The sequence below is a fragment of the Pseudomonas oryzihabitans genome (genome assembly GCF_032027545.1).
In the GTDB taxonomy this organism is placed as follows: Bacteria; Pseudomonadota; Gammaproteobacteria; order Pseudomonadales; family Pseudomonadaceae; genus Chryseomonas; species Chryseomonas oryzihabitans_F.
The window spans coordinates 241,479-259,170 of record NZ_JAVSJB010000006.1; the positions used below are offsets into that span (position 1 = coordinate 241,479).

Sequence of the window (17,692 nt, forward strand, 5' to 3'; positions counted from 1 at the left end):
TATGGGTCACCACTGAGTTGAGGAGGCGCCATGCCTGTCATTACTCTCCCCGACGGTAGCCAACGTCCATTCGACAAGCCCGTCACCGTAGCCGAAGTCGCCCAATCCATCGGGGCCGGTCTCGCCAAGGCCACCATCGCCGGTCGCGTCGACGGCCAGTTGCGCGATGCCAGCGATCTCATCGAGCAGGACGCCAACCTGCAGATCATCACCGCCAAGGACGAGGACGGCCTGGAGATCATCCGCCACTCCTGTGCCCACCTGGTGGGTCATGCGGTCAAGCAGCTGTTCCCGACCGCCAAGATGGTCATCGGTCCGGTGATCGACGAAGGCTTCTACTACGACATCGCCTTCGAGCGTCCCTTCACCCTCGACGACCTCTCGGCCATCGAGACGCGGATGCGCGAGCTGATCGACAAGGACTACGACGTCATCAAGAAGATGACGCCGCGCACCGAGGTCATCGAGGTGTTCAAGGCCCGGGGCGAAGACTACAAGTTGCGCCTGATCGACGACATGCCCGAGGAGCAGGCCATGGGCCTGTACTACCACGAGGAATACGTCGACATGTGCCGGGGCCCGCACGTCCCGAACACCCGCTTCCTCAAGGCCTTCAAACTGACCAAGCTGTCCGGCGCCTACTGGCGCGGCGACGCCAAGAACGAGCAGCTGCAGCGCATCTATGGCACCGCCTGGGCCGACAAGAAGCAGCTGGCCGCCTACATCCAGCGCATCGAGGAAGCCGAGAAGCGCGATCATCGCCGCATCGGCAAGCAGCTTGATCTCTTCCATCTGCAGGAAGAGGCACCCGGCATGGTGTTCTGGCACGCCAACGGCTGGACCGTCTATCAGGTGCTCGAGCAGTACATGCGCAAGGTCCAGCGCGAGCATGGCTACCAGGAGATCAAGACGCCCCAGGTGGTCGACCGCATCCTTTGGGAGCGTTCCGGGCACTGGTCCAACTACGCCGAGAACATGTTCACCACGGCCTCGGAAAACCGCGACTTCGCGGTCAAGCCGATGAACTGCCCCTGCCATGTGCAGGTGTTCAACCAGGGCCTGAAGTCCTACCGCGACCTGCCGCTGCGCCTGGCCGAATTCGGTGCCTGCCACCGCAACGAGCCGTCTGGCGCCCTGCACGGCATCATGCGCGTGCGCGGCTTCACCCAGGACGATGCCCACATCTTCTGCACCGAGGAGCAGGTGGAGAAGGAAGCGGCCGACTTCATCAAGCTGACCCTGCAGGTCTACGCCGACTTCGGCTTCACCGACGTGATCATGAAGCTCTCTACCCGGCCAGCCAAGCGCGTTGGCTCGGAAGAGCTGTGGGATCGCGCCGAGAAGGCACTGGCCGATGCCCTGAATGCCTCGGGTCTGGACTGGGAATACCAGCCGGGCGAGGGGGCCTTCTATGGACCGAAGATCGAATTCACCCTTAAAGACTGCCTGGGTCGCAATTGGCAGTGTGGTACCCTGCAGTACGATCCCAACCTGCCGGAGCGCCTCGACGCCAGCTACGTCTCCGAAGACAATAGCCGGCAGCGCCCGGTGATGCTGCACCGCGCCATCCTCGGCTCCTTCGAGCGCTTCATCGGCATGCTTATCGAGCACTATGCCGGCCAGTTCCCGGCCTGGCTCGCGCCGACCCAGGCGGTGGTGCTCAACATCACCGACAAGCAGGCCGATTTCGCCCAGCAGGTCGTCGGCGAATTGAACGCCGAGGGCTTCCGCGCGAAGGCCGACTTGAGAAACGAGAAGATCGGCTTTAAAATCCGCGAGCATACTTTGCTCAAGGTTCCCTATCTCCTGGTTATTGGAGACCGGGAGGTTGAGACACGATCCGTTGCCGTGCGTACCCGCGAAGGCGTAGACCTGGGCTCGATGCCCGTCGAGCGTTTCCGCGAGCTGCTCACGCAAGCGGTTTCCCGGCGTGGCCGGCAAGAATCGGAGTAATCACTATCAAGCAGCGTGACATGAGACAAGACAAGCGAGCCGCACCTCGGGCACCGATCAACGAAAATATCACCGCCCGGGAAGTTCGCCTTATTGGCGCCGATGGTCAGCAAGTAGGCATCGTCTCCATCCAGGAGGCCATGCAGGCTGCCGAAGACGCCAAGCTGGATCTGGTGGAAATCACCGCCGATGCCGTACCCCCGGTCTGCCGGATCATGGACTACGGCAAGCACGTCTTCGAGAAGAAGAAGCAAGTCGCGGCGGCGAAAAAGAACCAGAAGCAGGCTCAGGTCAAAGAAATCAAGTTTCGTCCAGGGACGGAAGAAGGGGATTACCAGGTAAAACTACGCAACCTGGTACGTTTCCTAACCGAGGGGGACAAGGCCAAGGTCTCGTTGAGATTCCGCGGCCGGGAGATGGCCCACCAGGAGCTGGGCATGGAGCTGTTGAAGCGGGTCGAAGCCGACCTCGCCGAACATGGCGCCGTTGAGCAGCATCCTAAGATGGAAGGACGTCAACTCATCATGGTCATCGCCCCCAAGAAGAAAAAGTAACTACCAGGGCACTGGCAGGCCTTGCGGTTATGCGTAATCACTCAATGCGGAGTATCCGAACATGCCAAAGATGAAAACCAAAAGCGGCGCTGCGAAGCGCTTCGTGAAAACTGCTGGTGGCATCAAGCACAAGCACGCTTTCAAGAGCCACATTCTGACCAAGATGACCACCAAGCGTAAGCGTCAGCTGCGCGGTACGTCGCTGATGCATGCATCCGACGTCCAAAAGGTCGAGCGCATGCTGCGCCTTCGTTAATCCTGGTCAAGAATTTAAAGGAAGTTATCCATGGCTCGTGTTAAGCGTGGCGTCATCGCTCGTCGCCGTCACAAGAAAATCCTGAAGCTCGCCAAAGGCTACTACGGTGCCCGTTCGCGCGTCTTCCGCGTCGCTAAGCAAGCGGTAATCAAGGCAGGCCAATACGCCTACCGTGACCGTCGTCAGCGTAAGCGTCAGTTCCGCGCTCTGTGGATCGCTCGTATCAACGCTGGTGCTCGTATCAACGGTCTGTCCTACAGCCGTCTGATCGCCGGCCTGAAAAAAGCGGCCATCGAGATCGACCGTAAGGTACTGGCCGATCTGGCCGTGAACGAAAAAGCGGCGTTTGCTGCGATTGTCGAGAAAGCTAAAGCTTCGCTGGCTTAAGCCCCCCGGCAATCTCGCGCTTCTGGCGCGAAGCAACGTTATCGATAGGGGAAGAGCCTCATAGCTCTTCCCCTATTTTGTATCTGGAGTCCCTAGATGGAAAACCTGGATGCGCTGGTCTCCCAAGCCCTGGAGGCCGTGCGGCACACCGAAGACACCAATGCCCTGGAACAGCTCCGGGTCAATTACCTGGGCAAGAAGGGTGAGCTGACCCAGATCATGAAGACCCTGGGCAACCTTTCGGCGGAGGAGCGGCCCCAGGTCGGCGCGCTGATCAACGCCGCCAAGGAACGTGTCCAGGACGCGATCAACAGCCGCAAGGCGACGCTGGAGCAGGCCGCGCTGGCCGCTCGCCTCGCCGCGGAACGCATCGACGTGACCCTCCCCGGACGTGGTCAGGCCTCCGGCGGCCTGCATCCGGTCACCCGTACCCTGGAGCGCATCGAGCGCCTGTTCGCCAATATCGGCTATGGCGTCGCCACCGGTCCCGAGATCGAAGACGACTACCATAACTTCGAAGCGCTCAACATCCCCGGCCACCACCCGGCGCGGGCGATGCACGACACCTTCTATTTCAACGCCAACATGCTGCTGCGCACCCATACCTCGCCGGTGCAGATCCGTACCATGGAGAGCCAGCAGCCGCCGATCCGCATCATCTGCCCGGGCCGTGTCTATCGCTGCGACAGTGATCAGACCCATTCGCCTATGTTCCATCAGGTCGAAGGCCTGGTGATCGACGAAGAAGTCAGCTTCGCCGATCTCAAGAGCACCCTGGTGAGTTTCCTGCGCGAATTCTTCGAGGAAGAGTTGGAAGTGCGCTTCCGTCCGTCCTACTTCCCCTTCACCGAGCCGTCGGCCGAGGTGGACATCCGCCGCCCGAGCCGCGATGGCGAACCGGCGTCGCGCTGGCTCGAGGTGCTGGGCTGCGGCATGGTCCACCCCAATGTCCTGCGCATGGCCGGCATCGATCCGGAGAAGTACCAGGGCTTCGCCTTCGGCATGGGCGCCGAGCGCCTGGCCATGCTGCGCTACGGGGTCAACGACCTGCGCCTCTTCTTCGACAACGATCTGCGCTTCCTGGCGCAATTCCGCTAGCTGCCAGACGGGAGTCCTATGAAATTCAGTGAACAATGGCTGCGTAGCTGGGTGAACCCTGCGGCTACGCACGAGGATCTGGTTGCCCGGCTGTCCATGGCCGGCCTGGAAGTGGACGGCGTCGAAGCGGCGGCCGGGAGCTTCCAGGGCGTCATCGTCGGCGAGGTGGTCTCCGTCGAGCGCCATCCCGATGCCGACAAGCTCAATGTCTGCCAGGTCAGCAACGGCCAGGAATCCTTCCAGGTGGTCTGCGGCGCGTCCAATGTGCGCGCGGGCTTGAAGGTCCCCTTCGCCACCGTCGGCGCCACGCTGCCGGGTGACTTCACCATCAAGAAGGCCAAGCTGCGTGGTGTGGAATCCCACGGCATGCTCTGCTCGGCCAGCGAACTGCAGATCAGCGACGACAACAGCGGCCTGCTGGAACTGCCCGCCGCTGCGCCGGTCGGTGAGAGCCTTCGCCGCTACCTGCAGCTGGACGACGCCATCATCGACGTCGACCTCACGCCGAACCGCGGCGACTGCCTGTCCATCGCCGGGCTGGCGAGGGAAGTAGGTGCCCTGTACAACACCACCGTCGAGCCGCTGCAGGTCGAGGCCGTAGCGGCTACGCACCAGGAGACCCGTCCGGTCGAGGTGCTGGCTCCCCAGGCTTGCCCGCGCTACCTCGGTCGCGTGGTGAAGAATGTCGATCTGTCTCGTCCGACCCCGGACTGGATGGTCGAGCGCCTGCGCCGTAGCGGCGTGCGCAGCATCGACGCCGCCGTCGACGTCACCAACTACGTGATGCTCGAACTGGGCCAGCCCATGCATGCCTTCGATCTGGACCAGATCAAGGGTGGCATCCGCGTGCGCCTGGCCGATGCCGGCGAGCGCCTGGTGCTGCTGGACGGCCAGGACATCGAGCTGCGCAACGACACCCTGGTGATCGCCGACCACGAACGCGCCCTGGCCATCGCTGGCGTCATGGGGGGCGAGCACAGCGGTGTGGCCGCCGATACTCGTGATCTGTTCCTGGAAAGCGCCTTCTTCGACACCATCGCCGTGGCCGGCAAGGCCCGTTCCTATGGTCTGCACACCGATTCCTCCCACCGCTTCGAGCGGGGCGTGGACTTCGAGCTGGCACGCAAGGCCATGGAGCGGGCGACCCGTTTGCTGCTGGATATCGTCGGCGGTGAGCCGGGCCCGGTGATCGAGGCGGTCAGTGCCGAGCACCTGCCGCAGGTCGAGCCGATCCTGCTGCGCGCCGAGCGCATCGAGCGCGTCCTGGGTCTGACCCTGGATGACGCCCAGGTCGAGCGTCTGCTCAGCGGCCTGGGTCTGGCCGTGGCGCGCCTGGAAGCCGGTCGCTGGCAGGTGGGCGTGCCCAGCCACCGCTTCGACATCAGCATCGAAGTGGACCTGATCGAAGAGCTGGCGCGCCTCTATGGCTACAACCAGTTGCCGATCCGCTTCCCCCAGGCCCGTCTGGCGCCGCAGCCCCTGCCCGAGAGCAAGGGCGAGCTGAGCCAGCTGCGTCGCCTGCTGGTGGCACGCGGTTACCAGGAGGCCATCACCTACAGCTTCATCGACGAAAAGACCTTCCGTCTGTTCGCCCCTGAGGTCCAGCCGGTGATGCTGGCCAACCCGATCTCCACCGACATGGCCGCCATGCGCTCGTCGCTGTGGCCGGGTCTGGTCAAGGCCGTGCAGTACAACCTCAACCGTCAGCAGGACCGCGTCAGGCTGTTCGAATCGGGGCTGAGATTTGTCGGTCAGCTGGAAGGTCTGGTACAGGAAAACGTCCTGGCTGGCGCCGTCTGCGGTTCGCGTCTGCCGGAGAGCTGGTCATCCGGTCGCGAAGCGGTGGACTTCTTCGACGTCAAGGCCGATGTCGAGGCGCTGCTGGCCCAGTCGGGTGCGGGTACTGACTTCCGCTTCGTCGCAGGCGAGCATCCGGCGTTGCACCCGGGGCAGACCGCGCTGATCGAAAGGGCAGGGCAGCCGGTGGGCTACCTGGGCGCCCTGCATCCGGAAGTGGCGCGCGAACTGGACGTGGATCGTCCGCTGTTCCTCTTCGAGCTGGCCCTGGATGCCCTGACCACCGGCAGCCTGCCGTGCTTCGGCGAACTGTCGCGCTTCCCGGAAGTGCGTCGTGACCTAGCGCTGGTAGTGGACGAAACCGTCGCCGCCGGTGACCTGCTGGCCGACATCCGCGAAAACGCCGGGGAAGGCCTCAAGGAGCTGCGTCTGTTCGACGTCTACCAAGGCAAAGGTATTGATCCACATAGAAAAAGCGTCGCCATCGGCTTGACCTTGCAACATCCATCGCGCACATTAACCGATGAAGAAGTCAACGAAACGACGCAGAAAATCCTCGTTTCTCTGGAAAGAAGGTTCAACGCCACGTTAAGGAAATAGTGCATGGGGGCCCTGACGAAAGCTGAGATGGCCGAACGTCTGTTTGAAGAGCTCGGTCTGAACAAACGTGAAGCCAAGGAATTGGTCGAACTGTTCTTCGAAGAAATTCGTCATGCGCTCGAAAGCAACGAGCAGGTCAAGTTGTCCGGTTTCGGCAACTTCGACCTGCGCGACAAGCGCCAGCGCCCCGGACGCAATCCCAAGACAGGGGAGGAGATACCCATCACGGCGCGCCGTGTGGTGACCTTCCGCCCCGGGCAGAAACTCAAAGCCAGGGTCGAGGCCTATGCTGGAACCAAGTCATAACGACGAGCTGCCGGTCATACCGGGCAAGCGCTACTTCACCATCGGTGAGGTTAGCGACTTGTGCCTGGTCAAGCCGCATGTGCTGCGCTACTGGGAGCAGGAGTTTCCCCAGCTGAACCCGGTGAAGCGGCGTGGCAACCGCCGCTACTACCAGCGCCACGACGTGCTGATGATCCGCCAGATCCGCGCACTGCTCTACAACGAAGGCTTCACCATCGGCGGGGCGCGCCAGCGTCTCACCCAGGGCGACGAGACCCGTGACGAGGGTTCGCAGTACCACCAGCTCATCCGCCAGATGATCAGCGAACTCGAAGAAGTCCTCGTCGTACTGAAAAAGTGAAAAAAAGCTTCCGTTAATCAAAGTGTTGCAGTAAGATGCACGCCGTTCCCTAGGGGAACACAGTCGGGGCGTAGCGCAGCCTGGTAGCGCACTTGCATGGGGTGCAAGGGGTCGAGTGTTCGAATCACTCCGTCCCGACCAAATTAACGAGAAGGCTCAAGCACTTAGTGGCTTGGGCCTTTTTCGTTTCTGGAGCCCAATCAAAGCATAATCAAAATCACGCAAATCAGCTGGCGATTTCGCTGATGTCGAGGTCTGGCACGGCGTCCGACCAGACCATTTCGGTATGGGCGCGCTGATAGTGCTTGGTCATGCTCGCGTTGGCTTGCTCGGCAAGCTGTCTCCCGATTTGCCCATAGGTCCAGCCGCAGTGACAGCGGCCGGACTTGGTCGAAGCCTGGCGTCTCTTCCTCTCCTCAGCCCTTGTAGCATCCGGCGGAATTGCGCCCCTCAGGAATCGCGCTGCGATTGAGTTCCAGTCGGCCTTGGTCTGGTGCTTCAGCCGCCGGAGCGGCGGGTGGGTTCCTGTTCGCCTTGGCTATTCTTGCCTTAGCTGGCTGCTCGGCGTTGTCGCCGGAGCAGGCGGCCGAGGCGGAGGTGACGGTATGGCTGCGCTTGAGCACTTCGAGCGGCATGTTGAGCAAGGCCAGATGATCGGCCATGGAGAACGCATCGAAGCACCCACGCTCCAGGGACTGGGCATAGCGGATCAACGTCTGCAGATTGAAGTTGGTATCCCGTTGCGCGCCGGGATAGCGCCAGGCGCCGGTGTGGATGCTGACCGGACGCATAAAGGCGCCAAGTTTGAGTCGCCGTGAGTGCATGCCGGTGCCCTGGGGGATTGACCTGCGTCAGGGCAGTCTTGCAGCCATGCCGAGAACCACCAGCAGCCAAAAATGCATGAGCCATTACCAGCGGATATAACCTCTGAACTCCCGGGGTTCCCGCGGTCGATCGATGCCTGTTCCGAAAGATCTGGTTTTGCTGATTGCCGCGCTGACCCTGGTAAGGATCCGGATCGCGGCGGAGTGGAAACGCGTCCGCCAGGCCAAGGCCTGAAATCGTGGCTAATGACTGGGTGGTGATGCCGGGGTCGACTACGGTCCGGCCGCCAGCATGGGCCATCGGCGAGCAGGCTGCTCAGAGGATAAGCGATGTTTTTGGGTCGAAGTGCCTTTGGTGTGTTTCTTGACCCGTGACTAGCAGGCCGCAATTACCTCTATTTCATAATTGCGGCTTGCTTTTGGATAAGCTGTGCGGAAGCTCTTATCTGATGGCGGTAGGCAATAAGAGCATGGCCCCGAGCACCACTAGTGCTGCGCCAATGGTTTTGTCGAGAATTATTTGCTTGCTCAGCATTTTATGCCGAAGAAGATCTGCGGAGAAAAATATAGCGACAAGGCTAAACCAGGCCCAGTGAGAAAATGACATGAAAAGCCCATAAGCAAAGTTTGTAATGAGCGGACTGCCTGGTTTCACCACCTGCGTATATGTCGATACAACAAACAGCATTGTTTTGGGGTTGAGGGCGTTTGTAAGGAAGCCCATTCGAAAGATGGATAGTAAGCTTTCCGATGTTCCAGCTTCTGTGTCGAGATTGATTCGGCTTTTGTTGGTGAACGACTTGACTCCAATGTATATTAGGTAAGCGGCACCCAGAAGCTTCATGGCGAACAGGAGGTTTGGCGACTGCACAATTATCACTGCTATGCCAAATACCGTATAGAAAACGTGGATTTGAACGCCGCAAGCTATACCCAATGCGGCCATCAGGCCCGCCTTTCGGCCATGTAGGAAGCTATTGCGTGTCACCATCGCAAAATCAGGGCCAGGGCTGATCACGGCCAGTATTGTGATAACGGCTACCGCGAGAATTTCGTTCATGTTTTTCCTTCCGAAGGACGAGCCGGAAAGGCTCGCCCATGATCAGTGTTCTACTTTTTGTTGAACGTGATAACCAACACGTCCCGATAGGCTTCTTTTTCGGCATCGATTTGGATTATCGGTGTCACACCGTGCATTACACGTTCGTCGTTTACTATTGCGACATCCATAGGGTCGGTGAGGGTGAATGCAGTCAGTTTTCTCTTTTGCCGATCATGTATTGACGTTTCACCGTTGACGACATTGACGCGGTTGATCAGCATCATGAATACGAAATTCACACCGTCGCGGTGTATGCCCTCGGGGGTCGGCGAAGAGGCTTGGCCTGGTTCTGCGTAAATGCGGAATTGATGAACTTCGATATGCCAGGCAAAGAAAGGCGTAAGCTGGCCAAACGTTTCGCAGCATAGTCGCATCGATGCGAGAAAGGCGCGGTTCTGGATTATTTCTGGGCGGACTGCTGAGAAATGCCGAGCTATATCGCCGTTCAGCTGATTGTAGTCTAGGCTTTGATAGTGAGGCTGATGAGGGACGATACTAACTGATACGCTTGATGGATCTGCCTGAAAAGTGGCGTGTCTCCGGTAACGATAGCTTCCGCCATCACGCATATAACCATCCTGATCGAGAAGATTCCAGCTTTCCTGAAATGCTGTCCAGTCTTCGAAAAAGTCGTCGTCCTGCTCGGCTAGAAGCTTAGATGTTCGGCGTGCTGGTAAATGCACGAAATCTTTTCTTGCGATGATTTTGCACAGATCGTCGATGTCTTTGCTGACGTTGTTGAGAGCGGGGCTGGGATGACTGGCAGATTGAGCAAAGCTAGAGGTGCTATCCATTTCACTGTCCTAGATGCGTTCAAGAAGACTGTTTTTTTGAGTCGCTGTCAGATGATGCCTCGTTGCAACCGTCGGTAGAAACGATTTAAAATCGCCTAACCTGTTCCGTTTCGTTGTCAATTGATATGAAATTGCCACCACTGAATGCGCTGCGTTTTTTCGATGTTGCTGCGAGGACTGAAAGCTTCGTCGAGGCAGCCGCTGAGCTGCATGTCACTCACAGTGCCGTTAGCAGGCAGGTTCGGTTGTTGGAAGATGCCCTAGGCGTTCCCTTATTCGATAGAAAAGGAAGATCTATTTACTTGAATAGGGCAGGTCGCGAATTGAAGCAGGTCACGAGTAGAATCTTCGATGAGCTTTTGCATGTGTCGGATCGAATAAGAAGCGCCGCTGGCGAGAATGTCCTGACCTTATCCTGTGAGCCTACAATCGCGATGAAATGGCTCATTCCAAAACTAGGATCATTTCAAGCCGCCTGCCCTGACATAACGTTGCATTTAGTGGCCGCAGGAGGGGCAGTGGATTTTCGTCGCACTAGAGTCGATATTGCATTCCGTAGGAATGACTTCAAGTGGGATGAAGCTGTTGATGCGCTATTTATATGTAAGGAGCGTACAGGTCCGGTAGTTGCCAAGGGACAGTCTATGAGTTTGACTGGTGATGAACTGGTATGCCTTCATACCAGTTCTCGTCCTGCCGCCTGGGCTGCGTGGAGCGCTATTTCTGGCACGACAGTCGCAAGTAAGCGTGAGGTGACGTATGAGCACTTCTATCTTTCAATTCAAGCTGCCACTGCTGGCTTGGGGGCTGCTATAGCTTCATTTCTGATGGTGCAGGAGGATATTTCCACAGGGCAGTTGACCGCACCCTATGGGTTTGTTGAAGATGGCTCGGCCTATTACTTGTTATCTCCAGAGCCAATCTCTGAATGCGATAGTCGCCAGCGGTTCGCAAATTGGCTGTCGCAGGAGATGTCGAAGGCAAAATGAGCAAGGTTGAAAGGTAGTTGTTGTAGAAGTACCCCCTCCGAAGAAGGGAATTTTATCCCGCCGCTGATTGCCTAGCTAACGCCATCTCGACCGATTCACCATCCTGTTCTTGGTCCTGTCTGCGATCAGCTGTAGCTCATAGTCGTCATCGGGCAGCTTCTGCCTTGATGGTAGCGATTGCGTACACGCAAGATCGCAAGCTCTTTTGCGATCTGCCCGCCTAGGGGCCAAGGTTGCGTATTTTGTAAGCTTGAGCCGTCAGGATACGACTTCCACCCGCACCAATCCCTGCTGCCTGAAGGGCGTTAGGACCTCACTCGCCGTGGCATCGGTAATCAGCGTCCAATCCGTCTTCAGCGGTGTCCAGTGCTGCTGGCGGTCGCGGCCGAGCTTGGTCGAATCGGCGAGGACGAAGACCTCGGCGGCCTGCTGGATCATCAGTTCTTTGAGGTACGCCTGCTCGGTACTGGCCTCGCAGAGGCCACGCCCGGCGACCACGCCGTCGGCGCTGAGGAAGACCTTGTCGGCCGACAGCCGCTCCAGCATGGTGAAGGCCGCGGGGCCAAAGGTGGACATGCTGCCGGGGCGCAGGTCGCCGCCGAGCAGGGTGACGTGGCCTTCAGGCAGATCACGCAGCAGCGGCACCGCCAGCAGGTTGTTGGTGATGACGTGCAGGCCGCGTCTTTCGTTGAGCAGCTTGGCCAGGGCGGCGGTGGTGGTACCGCCGTCCAGCACCAGAGTGTCGTGGTCGTTAATATGAGCCAGGGCGGCGCGGGCAAGGAGGGCTTTTTCCGGGCCGGACTGGCTGCTGCGTTGCTCCAGGGACGGCTCGGGCTCGCGGGTGCCGATATGGGTCGCCCCACCGTAGGTGCGCAGGATCTGGCCCTCTTCCGCGAGGGCAGTCAGGTCGCGGCGGACCGTGGCTTCCGACACTTCCAGATGCCGGCACAGGGTTTCGACATTGGTGTGACCGGCCAGAACCAGTTCGAGGATGGCCTGGCGACGTTTGGCGACCTTCATGGGGAATCCATCGGGAAAGACCGCGCTACTCTAGCGCAGTCGTGCTTCCCCCACATCACAGCGAGGCGCCGCCGCAGACCGTCAGTGTCTGGCCGGTGAGGGCGCCGGCATCCGGGCCGAGCAGGAAGGCAGTCAGGCCCGCGATCTCCTCAGGCTGCACATAGCGGCCCAGCGGCGGCAGCCGCGGCGGCGTGCCGGCACGACCCGGATCGCGCAGCATGGGCGTCTCGGTCGCGCCGGGCGCCACCAGGTTCACGGTGACGCCACGCGAGGCCAACTCCAGCGCCCAGGAACGCACCAGACCCACCAAGGCCGCCTTGGTGGCGGCGTACTGGCTGCGTCCGGCCGCGCCCTGCATGGTGCGGCTGCCGATCAGCACGATACGTCCGCCTGTGACGAGGCGCTCGATCAGGCGATCCACCAGGCGGCTGGCCACGGCGACGTGCAGGTGCCACATGGCGGCGCCATCGGCCGGGTCCAGGGCGCCCAGGGGCGCGGTGCGCATGAAGCCGGCGGCATGGACGATGGCGTCCAGCGGTTCGATGTCGGCCAGCACTGCATCCAGCGCCTGGTCATCGGCCAGGTCGACGCCGATCCAGGTCAGCGCTGGATGGGGCTGTTCCGGCGGGCGACGGCTGAGGCCCGTCACCCGCCAGCCCTCGGCGAGCAGGCGCTGGGCGATGGCCGCGCCGATGCCGGAGCTGACGCCGGTCACCAGGGCATGAGGCTGAGTCGTCATCGCCGTCTCCTCTAACGCAGCGCCGCCAACGGCAGGCGGACGTGCTTGATGCGTTGGCGGAAGTAGGTGAAGGCCAGATGCACATCCCCGTCGGCTGCCTGTACCAGGCTCGGATAGGAATACTCGCGGTTGAGCTTCTCGGTGGAGTTGTTGGTCAGGCAGTAGCCATCGCCGGCCTCGACATCCAGGCGCCGCCAGCTTTGCCCGTCGTCGGTGGAGACAGCAAGGCTCATGGGGCCGCGCGGCACGCCCCAGACAGCGCTACGCTCACCGTCGCGGGCCACCGGATCGGTGCGGCTGTCGCCGTCGTCGATTTCATCGTAGAGCGAGGCGCGGCGTTCGCTGTAGTCGGCGGCGCTGGTGGGGTTGTAGGCCACCACCAGTTCGCCACTGGCTAGGCGGATGAACTGGATGGAGGAGTTGTTGTTGGGCAGGGCCGTCGGGGTGGGGGCGCTCCAGGTGCGACCGCCGTCCTGGGAGCGGCTGGTGTGGATGAAGTCGGCCCAGCGACTGCGGAACAGCGCCAGCAGGCTGCCGTCGCCCAGCGCCTGGATGTTCATGTGCACGCAGCCGGTGCTCTCGGGCACCTGGTGCTCGGTCCAGCTGCGGCCCTGGTCGCTGGAGATCAGCACGGCGCTGGTGTCATGGCTGCCCACCCACTTCTCGCCGGGGCGGGCGATGCAGTGGAAGATCGGCAGTAGCCAGTCGCCATTGGCCAGCACCACCGGCGGTTGGCGAACGAAGGTCCCGGGGGGGTCGATCAGGGTCTCGATGGCGCCCCAGCTGTGGCCGCCATCGGTGGACAGGCGACGACGAACGATGGCGGTGTCCTGGTTGCCGGCGACTTGGGCCGTCCACAGCAGCCATAGCGGGCCGTTCGGCGCCTGGAACAGGATGGGGTTCTGCTCGGAACGGGTCGGGTCGTCCGACAGTTGCACCGGTTCGCTCCAGGTCCCGCTCGATGGATCGCGGCGGCTCAGCAGCACCGAGATGTCGGCCTTGCCTTCCTGGGTCCCGGCGAACCAGGTGCACAGCAGGGTGCCATCGGGCTGGGCCAGCAGGTTGGCGGCATGGTTCTGCGGATAGGGCGTCGGCAGGTAGGCGTCCTGGCGCCCGGCGATGGCGATTTCAGTGGTGGACATGGGGGACCTCGGCAGGGGCGGCTTTGGCGGCGGACTGGGGGAAGAGCCGTTCGATGACCACGACGATGGCAGGCGTCGCCAGGGCAACGTACATGTTGTCGATGCCATAGGGATTGCCCAGCAGATACCAGACGCTGGTGGTGATGGTCGAGGCCAGCAGGCCCAGGGTCGCGCCGCGGTTGGTGGCGAACAGCGGCAGGTAGATGGCGATCATGGCGATCACCGCGATGGACAGGCGCAGCGCCCGGGTAAAGAACGACAGGTTGAGGATCTCGGGCACGAAGAACACGAAGAACAGCGGCACGAAGCCGATGATCAGGGAGATCATCCGGGTGGCCTTGAATTCACGCTCAGGCGTGGGCTTGCGCAGCGGTACATAGAAGTCGCGGACCACCAGCGAGGCGATGGCCAGGGCCACGGTGCTGACGCTGACGAAGATGGAGGCCACCAGGGAAATGGTCACCACCCCGGCCAGCACCGGGTGCATCGACTGCAGGAAGACCGGCAGGGCGTAGAGGCTGCTCATTTCCGGATGCAGGTACTTGGAGGCGACCCCGATGAAGCCCAGCGCCAGGGAGATGGGGATGCACAGCAGCGAGGCGTGGAAGGTGGAGCGCTGGGCGGCGCGGGCGTCCTTGGTGGAGGAGATCGCCTGGATGATGAACTGGGTAGAGAAGATGGCGCCGATGGTCCCGATGATCCAGGCGAAGATCTTGCTGCCGCCGATGGCGCCGTCCCAGGTGAAGTAGTGCTCCGGCATCTGCTGCATGACCGGGGTGAAGCCACCGGTCAGGTGCAGGGCCACGCCCAGGACGATGAACACGCCCACGTACTTGACCGCGGTGTGCAGGACACTGACATAGGCCACGCTCTTCAGTCCGCCGAACGCGTAGTACAGGGTACTGACGATGGCGGTGATGAAGGCCGCGGTGGGCAGGTTGATCTTGAGCACCGTGGCGATGGCGGCGGCGCCACTGACGTAGTTGCCCACGTTCACCAGCAAGAGGGCGTAGATCATGATGATCGACACCATCAGCTTGGTGGACAGCCCATACTTCTGGGCGATGAAGCCGGAGATGGTGAACTCGCCGGAGGCGTAGAGCTTGCGCGCCATCAGCAGGCCGAACAAAGGAAAGCCGATGGCCGCGGCGATCACCGACCAGGAGGCGGCGAAACCACTCTCGAAGGCGGCCTGGGCGGTGCCCACCGTGGACTTGGCGCCGATGAATTCCGACATCATCAGGATGCCCACCACGAAGGCCGGCATGCTGCGCGCGGCCACCATGAATTCGCCGCTGGTGCGGCTGCGCAGGCGGATGCTGAGCCAGGTGGTGAAGAGGATGTAGACCACCACCATCCCGACGATGATGGCGGTGCTTTGCACGTCGAACGTCTGCATGGAAATCGCTCCGTGTTGTTGTTGTACGAGCTTTTTCACAGGGCGCTGGCAGGCCGCCGACGCCCTGGTAGAGGAACGTCAGTGGCTGGGTTGGCCGGCGCCCAGCAGGTCCGCCTCCGGGTCATCGTCGGTGACGATGGGTTCCACCCGGCCGAGCAGGAACAGGTAGTTGAGGATGGCCGCCACGATCAGCGCCGCCGAGAACAGCAGGGCGATGTTGAAGGAGCCGGTGGTGGCGACGATGAAGCCGGTGACGATAGGGCCGACCACGCCGCCCATGTTGGAGACTGAGTTCTGCAGGCCGGCCAGCATCGAGGTCATGCCGCGCGGGGCGATATCCCCGGGCATGGCCCACACCTGGGTGGCAGCCACGGTGGTGCCGGACTTGGCGATGCACAGCAGCACGATGGCGATCCAGGCCGACTCGGCGAAGGCGGCCAGGCCGATGCAGGAGGCCATCAGCAGGCCGACGATGAGGAAGGTCTTGCGGATCGTGGTCAGCGAATAGCGGCCACTGCGGTAGATGCGGTCCGACAGCCAGCCGGCGAAGACTTCCACCACCATGGCGATCAGCAGCGGCAGCGCCGCCATGAAGCCCATGGAGATGAGGTCCATGCCCTTTTCCTTGACCAGGTAGGTGGGCAGCCAGGTGATGAAGAAGTAGGAGTTGTAGTTGATGAAGAAGAAGCCCAGGCACATGGCCCAGACGTTGCGATAGCGCAGCAACTCGTACCAGCGCATGGCCGGCTTCTCGCCATTGCCTTCGCGGCGGCGCTGACCCTCGCGGATGTAGTTGAGTTCGGCCTGGTTGATGCGCGGATGGTCTTCCGGATCGTTGCGGTAGAAGGCGAACCAGGCCAGGGCCCAGAGGATGCCGAGGGCACCGCTGATGACGAAGGTCAGCTTCCAGCCGAACAGCGCGATCAGGCCGACGATCAACGGCATGGCCACCGCGCCGCCGAACTTGGAACCGCTGTCGAAGATGCCCGAGACGGTGGCGCGCTCCTTGTCGGGAAACCAGCGCGAGGTGATGCCGGCGTTGCTCGGGTAGGCCGCCGCCTCGCCGATGCCCAGGCCGATGCGCAAGGCGAACAGCGACTTGAAGCCGGTGGCGAGGCCGGTCAGGGCGGTCGCCAGCGACCACCAGAGCACCGCGCCGCCGAGGGTGGCCTTCTGGCCGAAGCGGTCGGCCAGCCAGCCCGCGGGTAGCTGCAGCAGGGCGTACGACCAGAAGAAGGCCGACATGATCAGCCCCATCTCGGTGGCGTTGAGGGCGAACTCCTTGCTGATGAAGGGGGCGGCGGCGGAGAGCACCACCCGGTCGATGTAGTTGATGGCGATCGCCGTCCACATCAGTCCGGCGATGATCCAGCGAATCCTGGTGGCCTTGTTGTTGTTATCCATGATCAGGTTCCGAAAAGGGGTTGGGGGTCAGGGGGCGACGACGACGGACTCCAGTGAGGCGGTGCCGGTGAGGGCAGCGACCACGTTGCGGGCGCAGGTGAGGCTCAGGATGTCCAGGGCGCCCGGGGTATAGCCGGCGATGTGCGGCGACACCACCACGGTGGGGAGTGCATACAGGGGGTGCTGGCTGGCCGGCTCGTCCTCGAACACGTCCAGGGCCGCACCGCCCACGTGGCCGCTGTGCAGCGCCTGGAAGAGCGCCTGCTCATCGACGATCCCGCCGCGTGCGGCGTTGATCAGGTGGGCACCGGGCTTCATCAGGCCGAGACGACGGGCGTCCAGCAGATGACGCGTGGCATCCGAGAGGCCGATGTGCAGGGTGACGAAGTCGGCTTCGGTGAGGAGCTCGTCCAGGCTGCGGAATTCGATGCGCTCGCGGTCGGCGAAGGCCTGGTCGGGATAGGGGTCATGGGCGATGACACGCATGGCGAAGCCACTGGCGCGCCGCGCGACTTCCTTGCCGATGCTGCCGAGGCCGACGATGCCCAGGGTCTTGCCGTGGACGTCGGCGCCGAACAGCCGCGGCCATTCGCCGGCGCGGGTCTCGCGATCGGCGCGGGCGACCTGGCGGGCCGAGGCCAGCAGCAGGGCGAAGGTGTAGTCGGCCACCGCATGGCGGTTGGAGTTGGGCACGTTGCAGACGGTCACGCCCCGGGCGCGGGCAGCGTCCAGGTCGATGTTGTCGACCCCGACGCCGTGCTTGCACACCAGGCGCAGCTGCGGCAGGGCCGCGAAGGTGGTGGCGTCGAAGACGTTGAAGGCGGTGATCGCGGCCTGGCAGTCCCTGGCCGCGGCGATGAAGCCTTGGGCGTCGATGTCGGCGGGGACCACCACCACGTCGATGCCGTGGCGAGCCAGCAGGTCGAGCGGTTCCCGGGAGTACTTGGCGAAGGACGGCGAAGTGCAGACGACTTTCATGGTCGAGCTC

Annotated in this window: 18 protein-coding genes, 1 tRNA gene and 1 pseudogene; 11 read left to right on the forward strand and 9 right to left on the reverse strand. The window is 61.9% G+C overall.

Annotated features, from left to right (window positions below; translation table 11 throughout):
* The first annotated feature begins 30 nt into the window (after nt 1–30).
* From thrS to RND78_RS12670, 9 genes are all read left to right on the forward strand, one after another.
* A complete protein-coding gene (thrS, locus tag RND78_RS12630) occupies nt 31–1,953 on the forward strand; it encodes a threonine--tRNA ligase (protein WP_312729196.1) in 1,923 nt (640 codons plus the stop codon).
* Between the two features lie 20 nt (nt 1,954–1,973).
* Entirely contained in the window at nt 1,974–2,507 is a 534-nt protein-coding gene (infC, locus tag RND78_RS12635) for a translation initiation factor IF-3 (RefSeq protein ID WP_295464006.1), read from the forward strand.
* Nucleotides 2,508–2,568: 61 nt separating this feature from the next.
* Nucleotides 2,569–2,763, forward strand: a complete 195-nt coding sequence (gene rpmI, locus RND78_RS12640) for a 50S ribosomal protein L35 (protein ID WP_007159200.1) — start codon at nt 2,569–2,571, stop codon at nt 2,761–2,763.
* Nucleotides 2,764–2,793: 30 nt separating this feature from the next.
* A complete protein-coding gene (gene rplT / locus RND78_RS12645; protein ID WP_058762410.1) occupies nt 2,794–3,150 on the forward strand; it encodes a 50S ribosomal protein L20 in 357 nt (118 codons plus the stop codon).
* Between the two features lie 96 nt (nt 3,151–3,246).
* A complete protein-coding gene (gene pheS / locus RND78_RS12650; RefSeq protein ID WP_058793531.1) occupies nt 3,247–4,248 on the forward strand; it encodes a phenylalanine--tRNA ligase subunit alpha in 1,002 nt (333 codons plus the stop codon).
* Between the two features lie 18 nt (nt 4,249–4,266).
* The gene (gene pheT / locus RND78_RS12655; RefSeq protein ID WP_312729201.1) at nt 4,267–6,645 is read left to right on the forward strand and encodes a phenylalanine--tRNA ligase subunit beta; all 2,379 of its coding nucleotides are present in this window, start codon (nt 4,267–4,269) and stop codon (nt 6,643–6,645) included.
* Between the two features lie 3 nt (nt 6,646–6,648).
* On the forward strand, nt 6,649–6,951 hold the full coding sequence (gene ihfA / locus RND78_RS12660) for an integration host factor subunit alpha (protein ID WP_007159196.1): 303 nt from the start codon (nt 6,649–6,651) through the stop codon (nt 6,949–6,951).
* Entirely contained in the window at nt 6,932–7,291 is a 360-nt protein-coding gene (locus RND78_RS12665) for a MerR family transcriptional regulator (protein WP_160922895.1), read from the forward strand. The genes ihfA and RND78_RS12665 overlap by 20 nt, the downstream gene beginning before the upstream one ends.
* A gap of 64 nt (nt 7,292–7,355) precedes the next feature.
* Nucleotides 7,356–7,432 (forward strand) — tRNA-Pro (locus RND78_RS12670).
* Nucleotides 7,433–7,707: 275 nt separating this feature from the next.
* Here the strand turns inward: RND78_RS12670 and RND78_RS12675 are convergent.
* The 3 genes from RND78_RS12675 to RND78_RS12685 form a co-directional block, all read right to left on the reverse strand.
* Complete coding sequence (locus RND78_RS12675; protein ID WP_312729202.1) at nt 7,708–8,082, reverse strand: hypothetical protein; 375 nt, start codon at nt 8,080–8,082, stop codon at nt 7,708–7,710.
* A gap of 475 nt (nt 8,083–8,557) precedes the next feature.
* Nucleotides 8,558–9,175 carry a LysE family translocator gene (locus tag RND78_RS12680; RefSeq protein ID WP_312729204.1) on the reverse strand — a complete coding sequence of 206 codons (618 nt, stop codon included), beginning with the start codon at nt 9,173–9,175 and terminating at the stop codon, nt 8,558–8,560.
* Between the two features lie 50 nt (nt 9,176–9,225).
* Nucleotides 9,226–10,011: a 2OG-Fe dioxygenase family protein gene (locus tag RND78_RS12685; protein ID WP_312729206.1), complete on the reverse strand. Its 786-nt coding sequence runs from the start codon at nt 10,009–10,011 to the stop codon at nt 9,226–9,228.
* A 125-nt stretch (nt 10,012–10,136) separates the two neighbouring features.
* On the opposite strand from RND78_RS12685, the pseudogene RND78_RS12690 reads away from it, so the two are divergent.
* Nucleotides 10,137–10,319: pseudogene (locus tag RND78_RS12690) on the forward strand (LysR family transcriptional regulator); the annotation flags it as partial.
* 15 nt (nt 10,320–10,334) lie between these two features.
* Nucleotides 10,335–11,000: a LysR substrate-binding domain-containing protein gene (locus RND78_RS12695; RefSeq protein ID WP_312729411.1), complete on the forward strand. Its 666-nt coding sequence runs from the start codon at nt 10,335–10,337 to the stop codon at nt 10,998–11,000.
* A 258-nt stretch (nt 11,001–11,258) separates the two neighbouring features.
* Here the strand turns inward: RND78_RS12695 and RND78_RS12700 are convergent, their stop codons facing one another.
* The 6 genes from RND78_RS12700 to RND78_RS12725 form a co-directional block, all read right to left on the reverse strand.
* Entirely contained in the window at nt 11,259–12,020 is a 762-nt protein-coding gene (locus RND78_RS12700) for a DeoR/GlpR family DNA-binding transcription regulator (protein ID WP_312729209.1), read from the reverse strand.
* A gap of 55 nt (nt 12,021–12,075) precedes the next feature.
* Entirely contained in the window at nt 12,076–12,759 is a 684-nt protein-coding gene (locus tag RND78_RS12705) for an SDR family oxidoreductase (RefSeq protein WP_312729210.1), read from the reverse strand.
* An 11-nt stretch (nt 12,760–12,770) separates the two neighbouring features.
* Nucleotides 12,771–13,901, reverse strand: coding sequence for an exo-alpha-sialidase (locus tag RND78_RS12710; protein ID WP_312729212.1), 1,131 nt, complete (start codon nt 13,899–13,901; stop codon nt 12,771–12,773).
* Nucleotides 13,888–15,300, reverse strand: coding sequence for a sodium:solute symporter family protein (locus tag RND78_RS12715; RefSeq protein ID WP_312729214.1), 1,413 nt, complete (start codon nt 15,298–15,300; stop codon nt 13,888–13,890). Before RND78_RS12715 ends, RND78_RS12710 begins: the two co-directional genes overlap by 14 nt.
* Before the next feature lie 78 nt (nt 15,301–15,378).
* On the reverse strand, nt 15,379–16,704 hold the full coding sequence (locus RND78_RS12720) for an MFS transporter (RefSeq protein ID WP_312729216.1): 1,326 nt from the start codon (nt 16,702–16,704) through the stop codon (nt 15,379–15,381).
* 27 nt (nt 16,705–16,731) lie between these two features.
* A complete protein-coding gene (locus RND78_RS12725) occupies nt 16,732–17,682 on the reverse strand; it encodes a phosphoglycerate dehydrogenase (RefSeq protein ID WP_312729217.1) in 951 nt (316 codons plus the stop codon).
* Between the last annotated feature and the right edge of the window lie 10 nt (nt 17,683–17,692).

What these genes read in the sequence shown, in the direction of transcription:
- pheS (WP_058793531.1), top strand. Translation starts at nt 3,247, where the DNA reads ATGGAAAACCTGGATGCGCTGGTCTCCCAAGCCCTGGAGGCCGTGCGG.
- ihfA (WP_007159196.1), top strand. Translation starts at nt 6,649, where the DNA reads ATGGGGGCCCTGACGAAAGCTGAGATGGCCGAACGTCTGTTTGAAGAG.
- infC (WP_295464006.1), top strand. Translation starts at nt 1,974, where the DNA reads ATGAGACAAGACAAGCGAGCCGCACCTCGGGCACCGATCAACGAAAAT.
- RND78_RS12685 (WP_312729206.1), bottom strand. Translation starts at nt 10,011, where the DNA reads ATGGATAGCACCTCTAGCTTTGCTCAATCTGCCAGTCATCCCAGCCCC.
- rplT (WP_058762410.1), top strand. Translation starts at nt 2,794, where the DNA reads ATGGCTCGTGTTAAGCGTGGCGTCATCGCTCGTCGCCGTCACAAGAAA.
- RND78_RS12680 (WP_312729204.1), bottom strand. Translation starts at nt 9,175, where the DNA reads ATGAACGAAATTCTCGCGGTAGCCGTTATCACAATACTGGCCGTGATC.
- thrS (WP_312729196.1), top strand. Translation starts at nt 31, where the DNA reads ATGCCTGTCATTACTCTCCCCGACGGTAGCCAACGTCCATTCGACAAG.
- RND78_RS12705 (WP_312729210.1), bottom strand. Translation starts at nt 12,759, where the DNA reads ATGACGACTCAGCCTCATGCCCTGGTGACCGGCGTCAGCTCCGGCATC.
- rpmI (WP_007159200.1), top strand. Translation starts at nt 2,569, where the DNA reads ATGCCAAAGATGAAAACCAAAAGCGGCGCTGCGAAGCGCTTCGTGAAA.
- RND78_RS12665 (WP_160922895.1), top strand. Translation starts at nt 6,932, where the DNA reads ATGCTGGAACCAAGTCATAACGACGAGCTGCCGGTCATACCGGGCAAG.
- RND78_RS12675 (WP_312729202.1), bottom strand. Translation starts at nt 8,082, where the DNA reads ATGCGTCCGGTCAGCATCCACACCGGCGCCTGGCGCTATCCCGGCGCG.
- RND78_RS12710 (WP_312729212.1), bottom strand. Translation starts at nt 13,901, where the DNA reads ATGTCCACCACTGAAATCGCCATCGCCGGGCGCCAGGACGCCTACCTG.
- RND78_RS12725 (WP_312729217.1), bottom strand. Translation starts at nt 17,682, where the DNA reads ATGAAAGTCGTCTGCACTTCGCCGTCCTTCGCCAAGTACTCCCGGGAA.
- RND78_RS12720 (WP_312729216.1), bottom strand. Translation starts at nt 16,704, where the DNA reads ATGGATAACAACAACAAGGCCACCAGGATTCGCTGGATCATCGCCGGA.
- RND78_RS12715 (WP_312729214.1), bottom strand. Translation starts at nt 15,300, where the DNA reads ATGCAGACGTTCGACGTGCAAAGCACCGCCATCATCGTCGGGATGGTG.
- pheT (WP_312729201.1), top strand. Translation starts at nt 4,267, where the DNA reads ATGAAATTCAGTGAACAATGGCTGCGTAGCTGGGTGAACCCTGCGGCT.
- RND78_RS12700 (WP_312729209.1), bottom strand. Translation starts at nt 12,020, where the DNA reads ATGAAGGTCGCCAAACGTCGCCAGGCCATCCTCGAACTGGTTCTGGCC.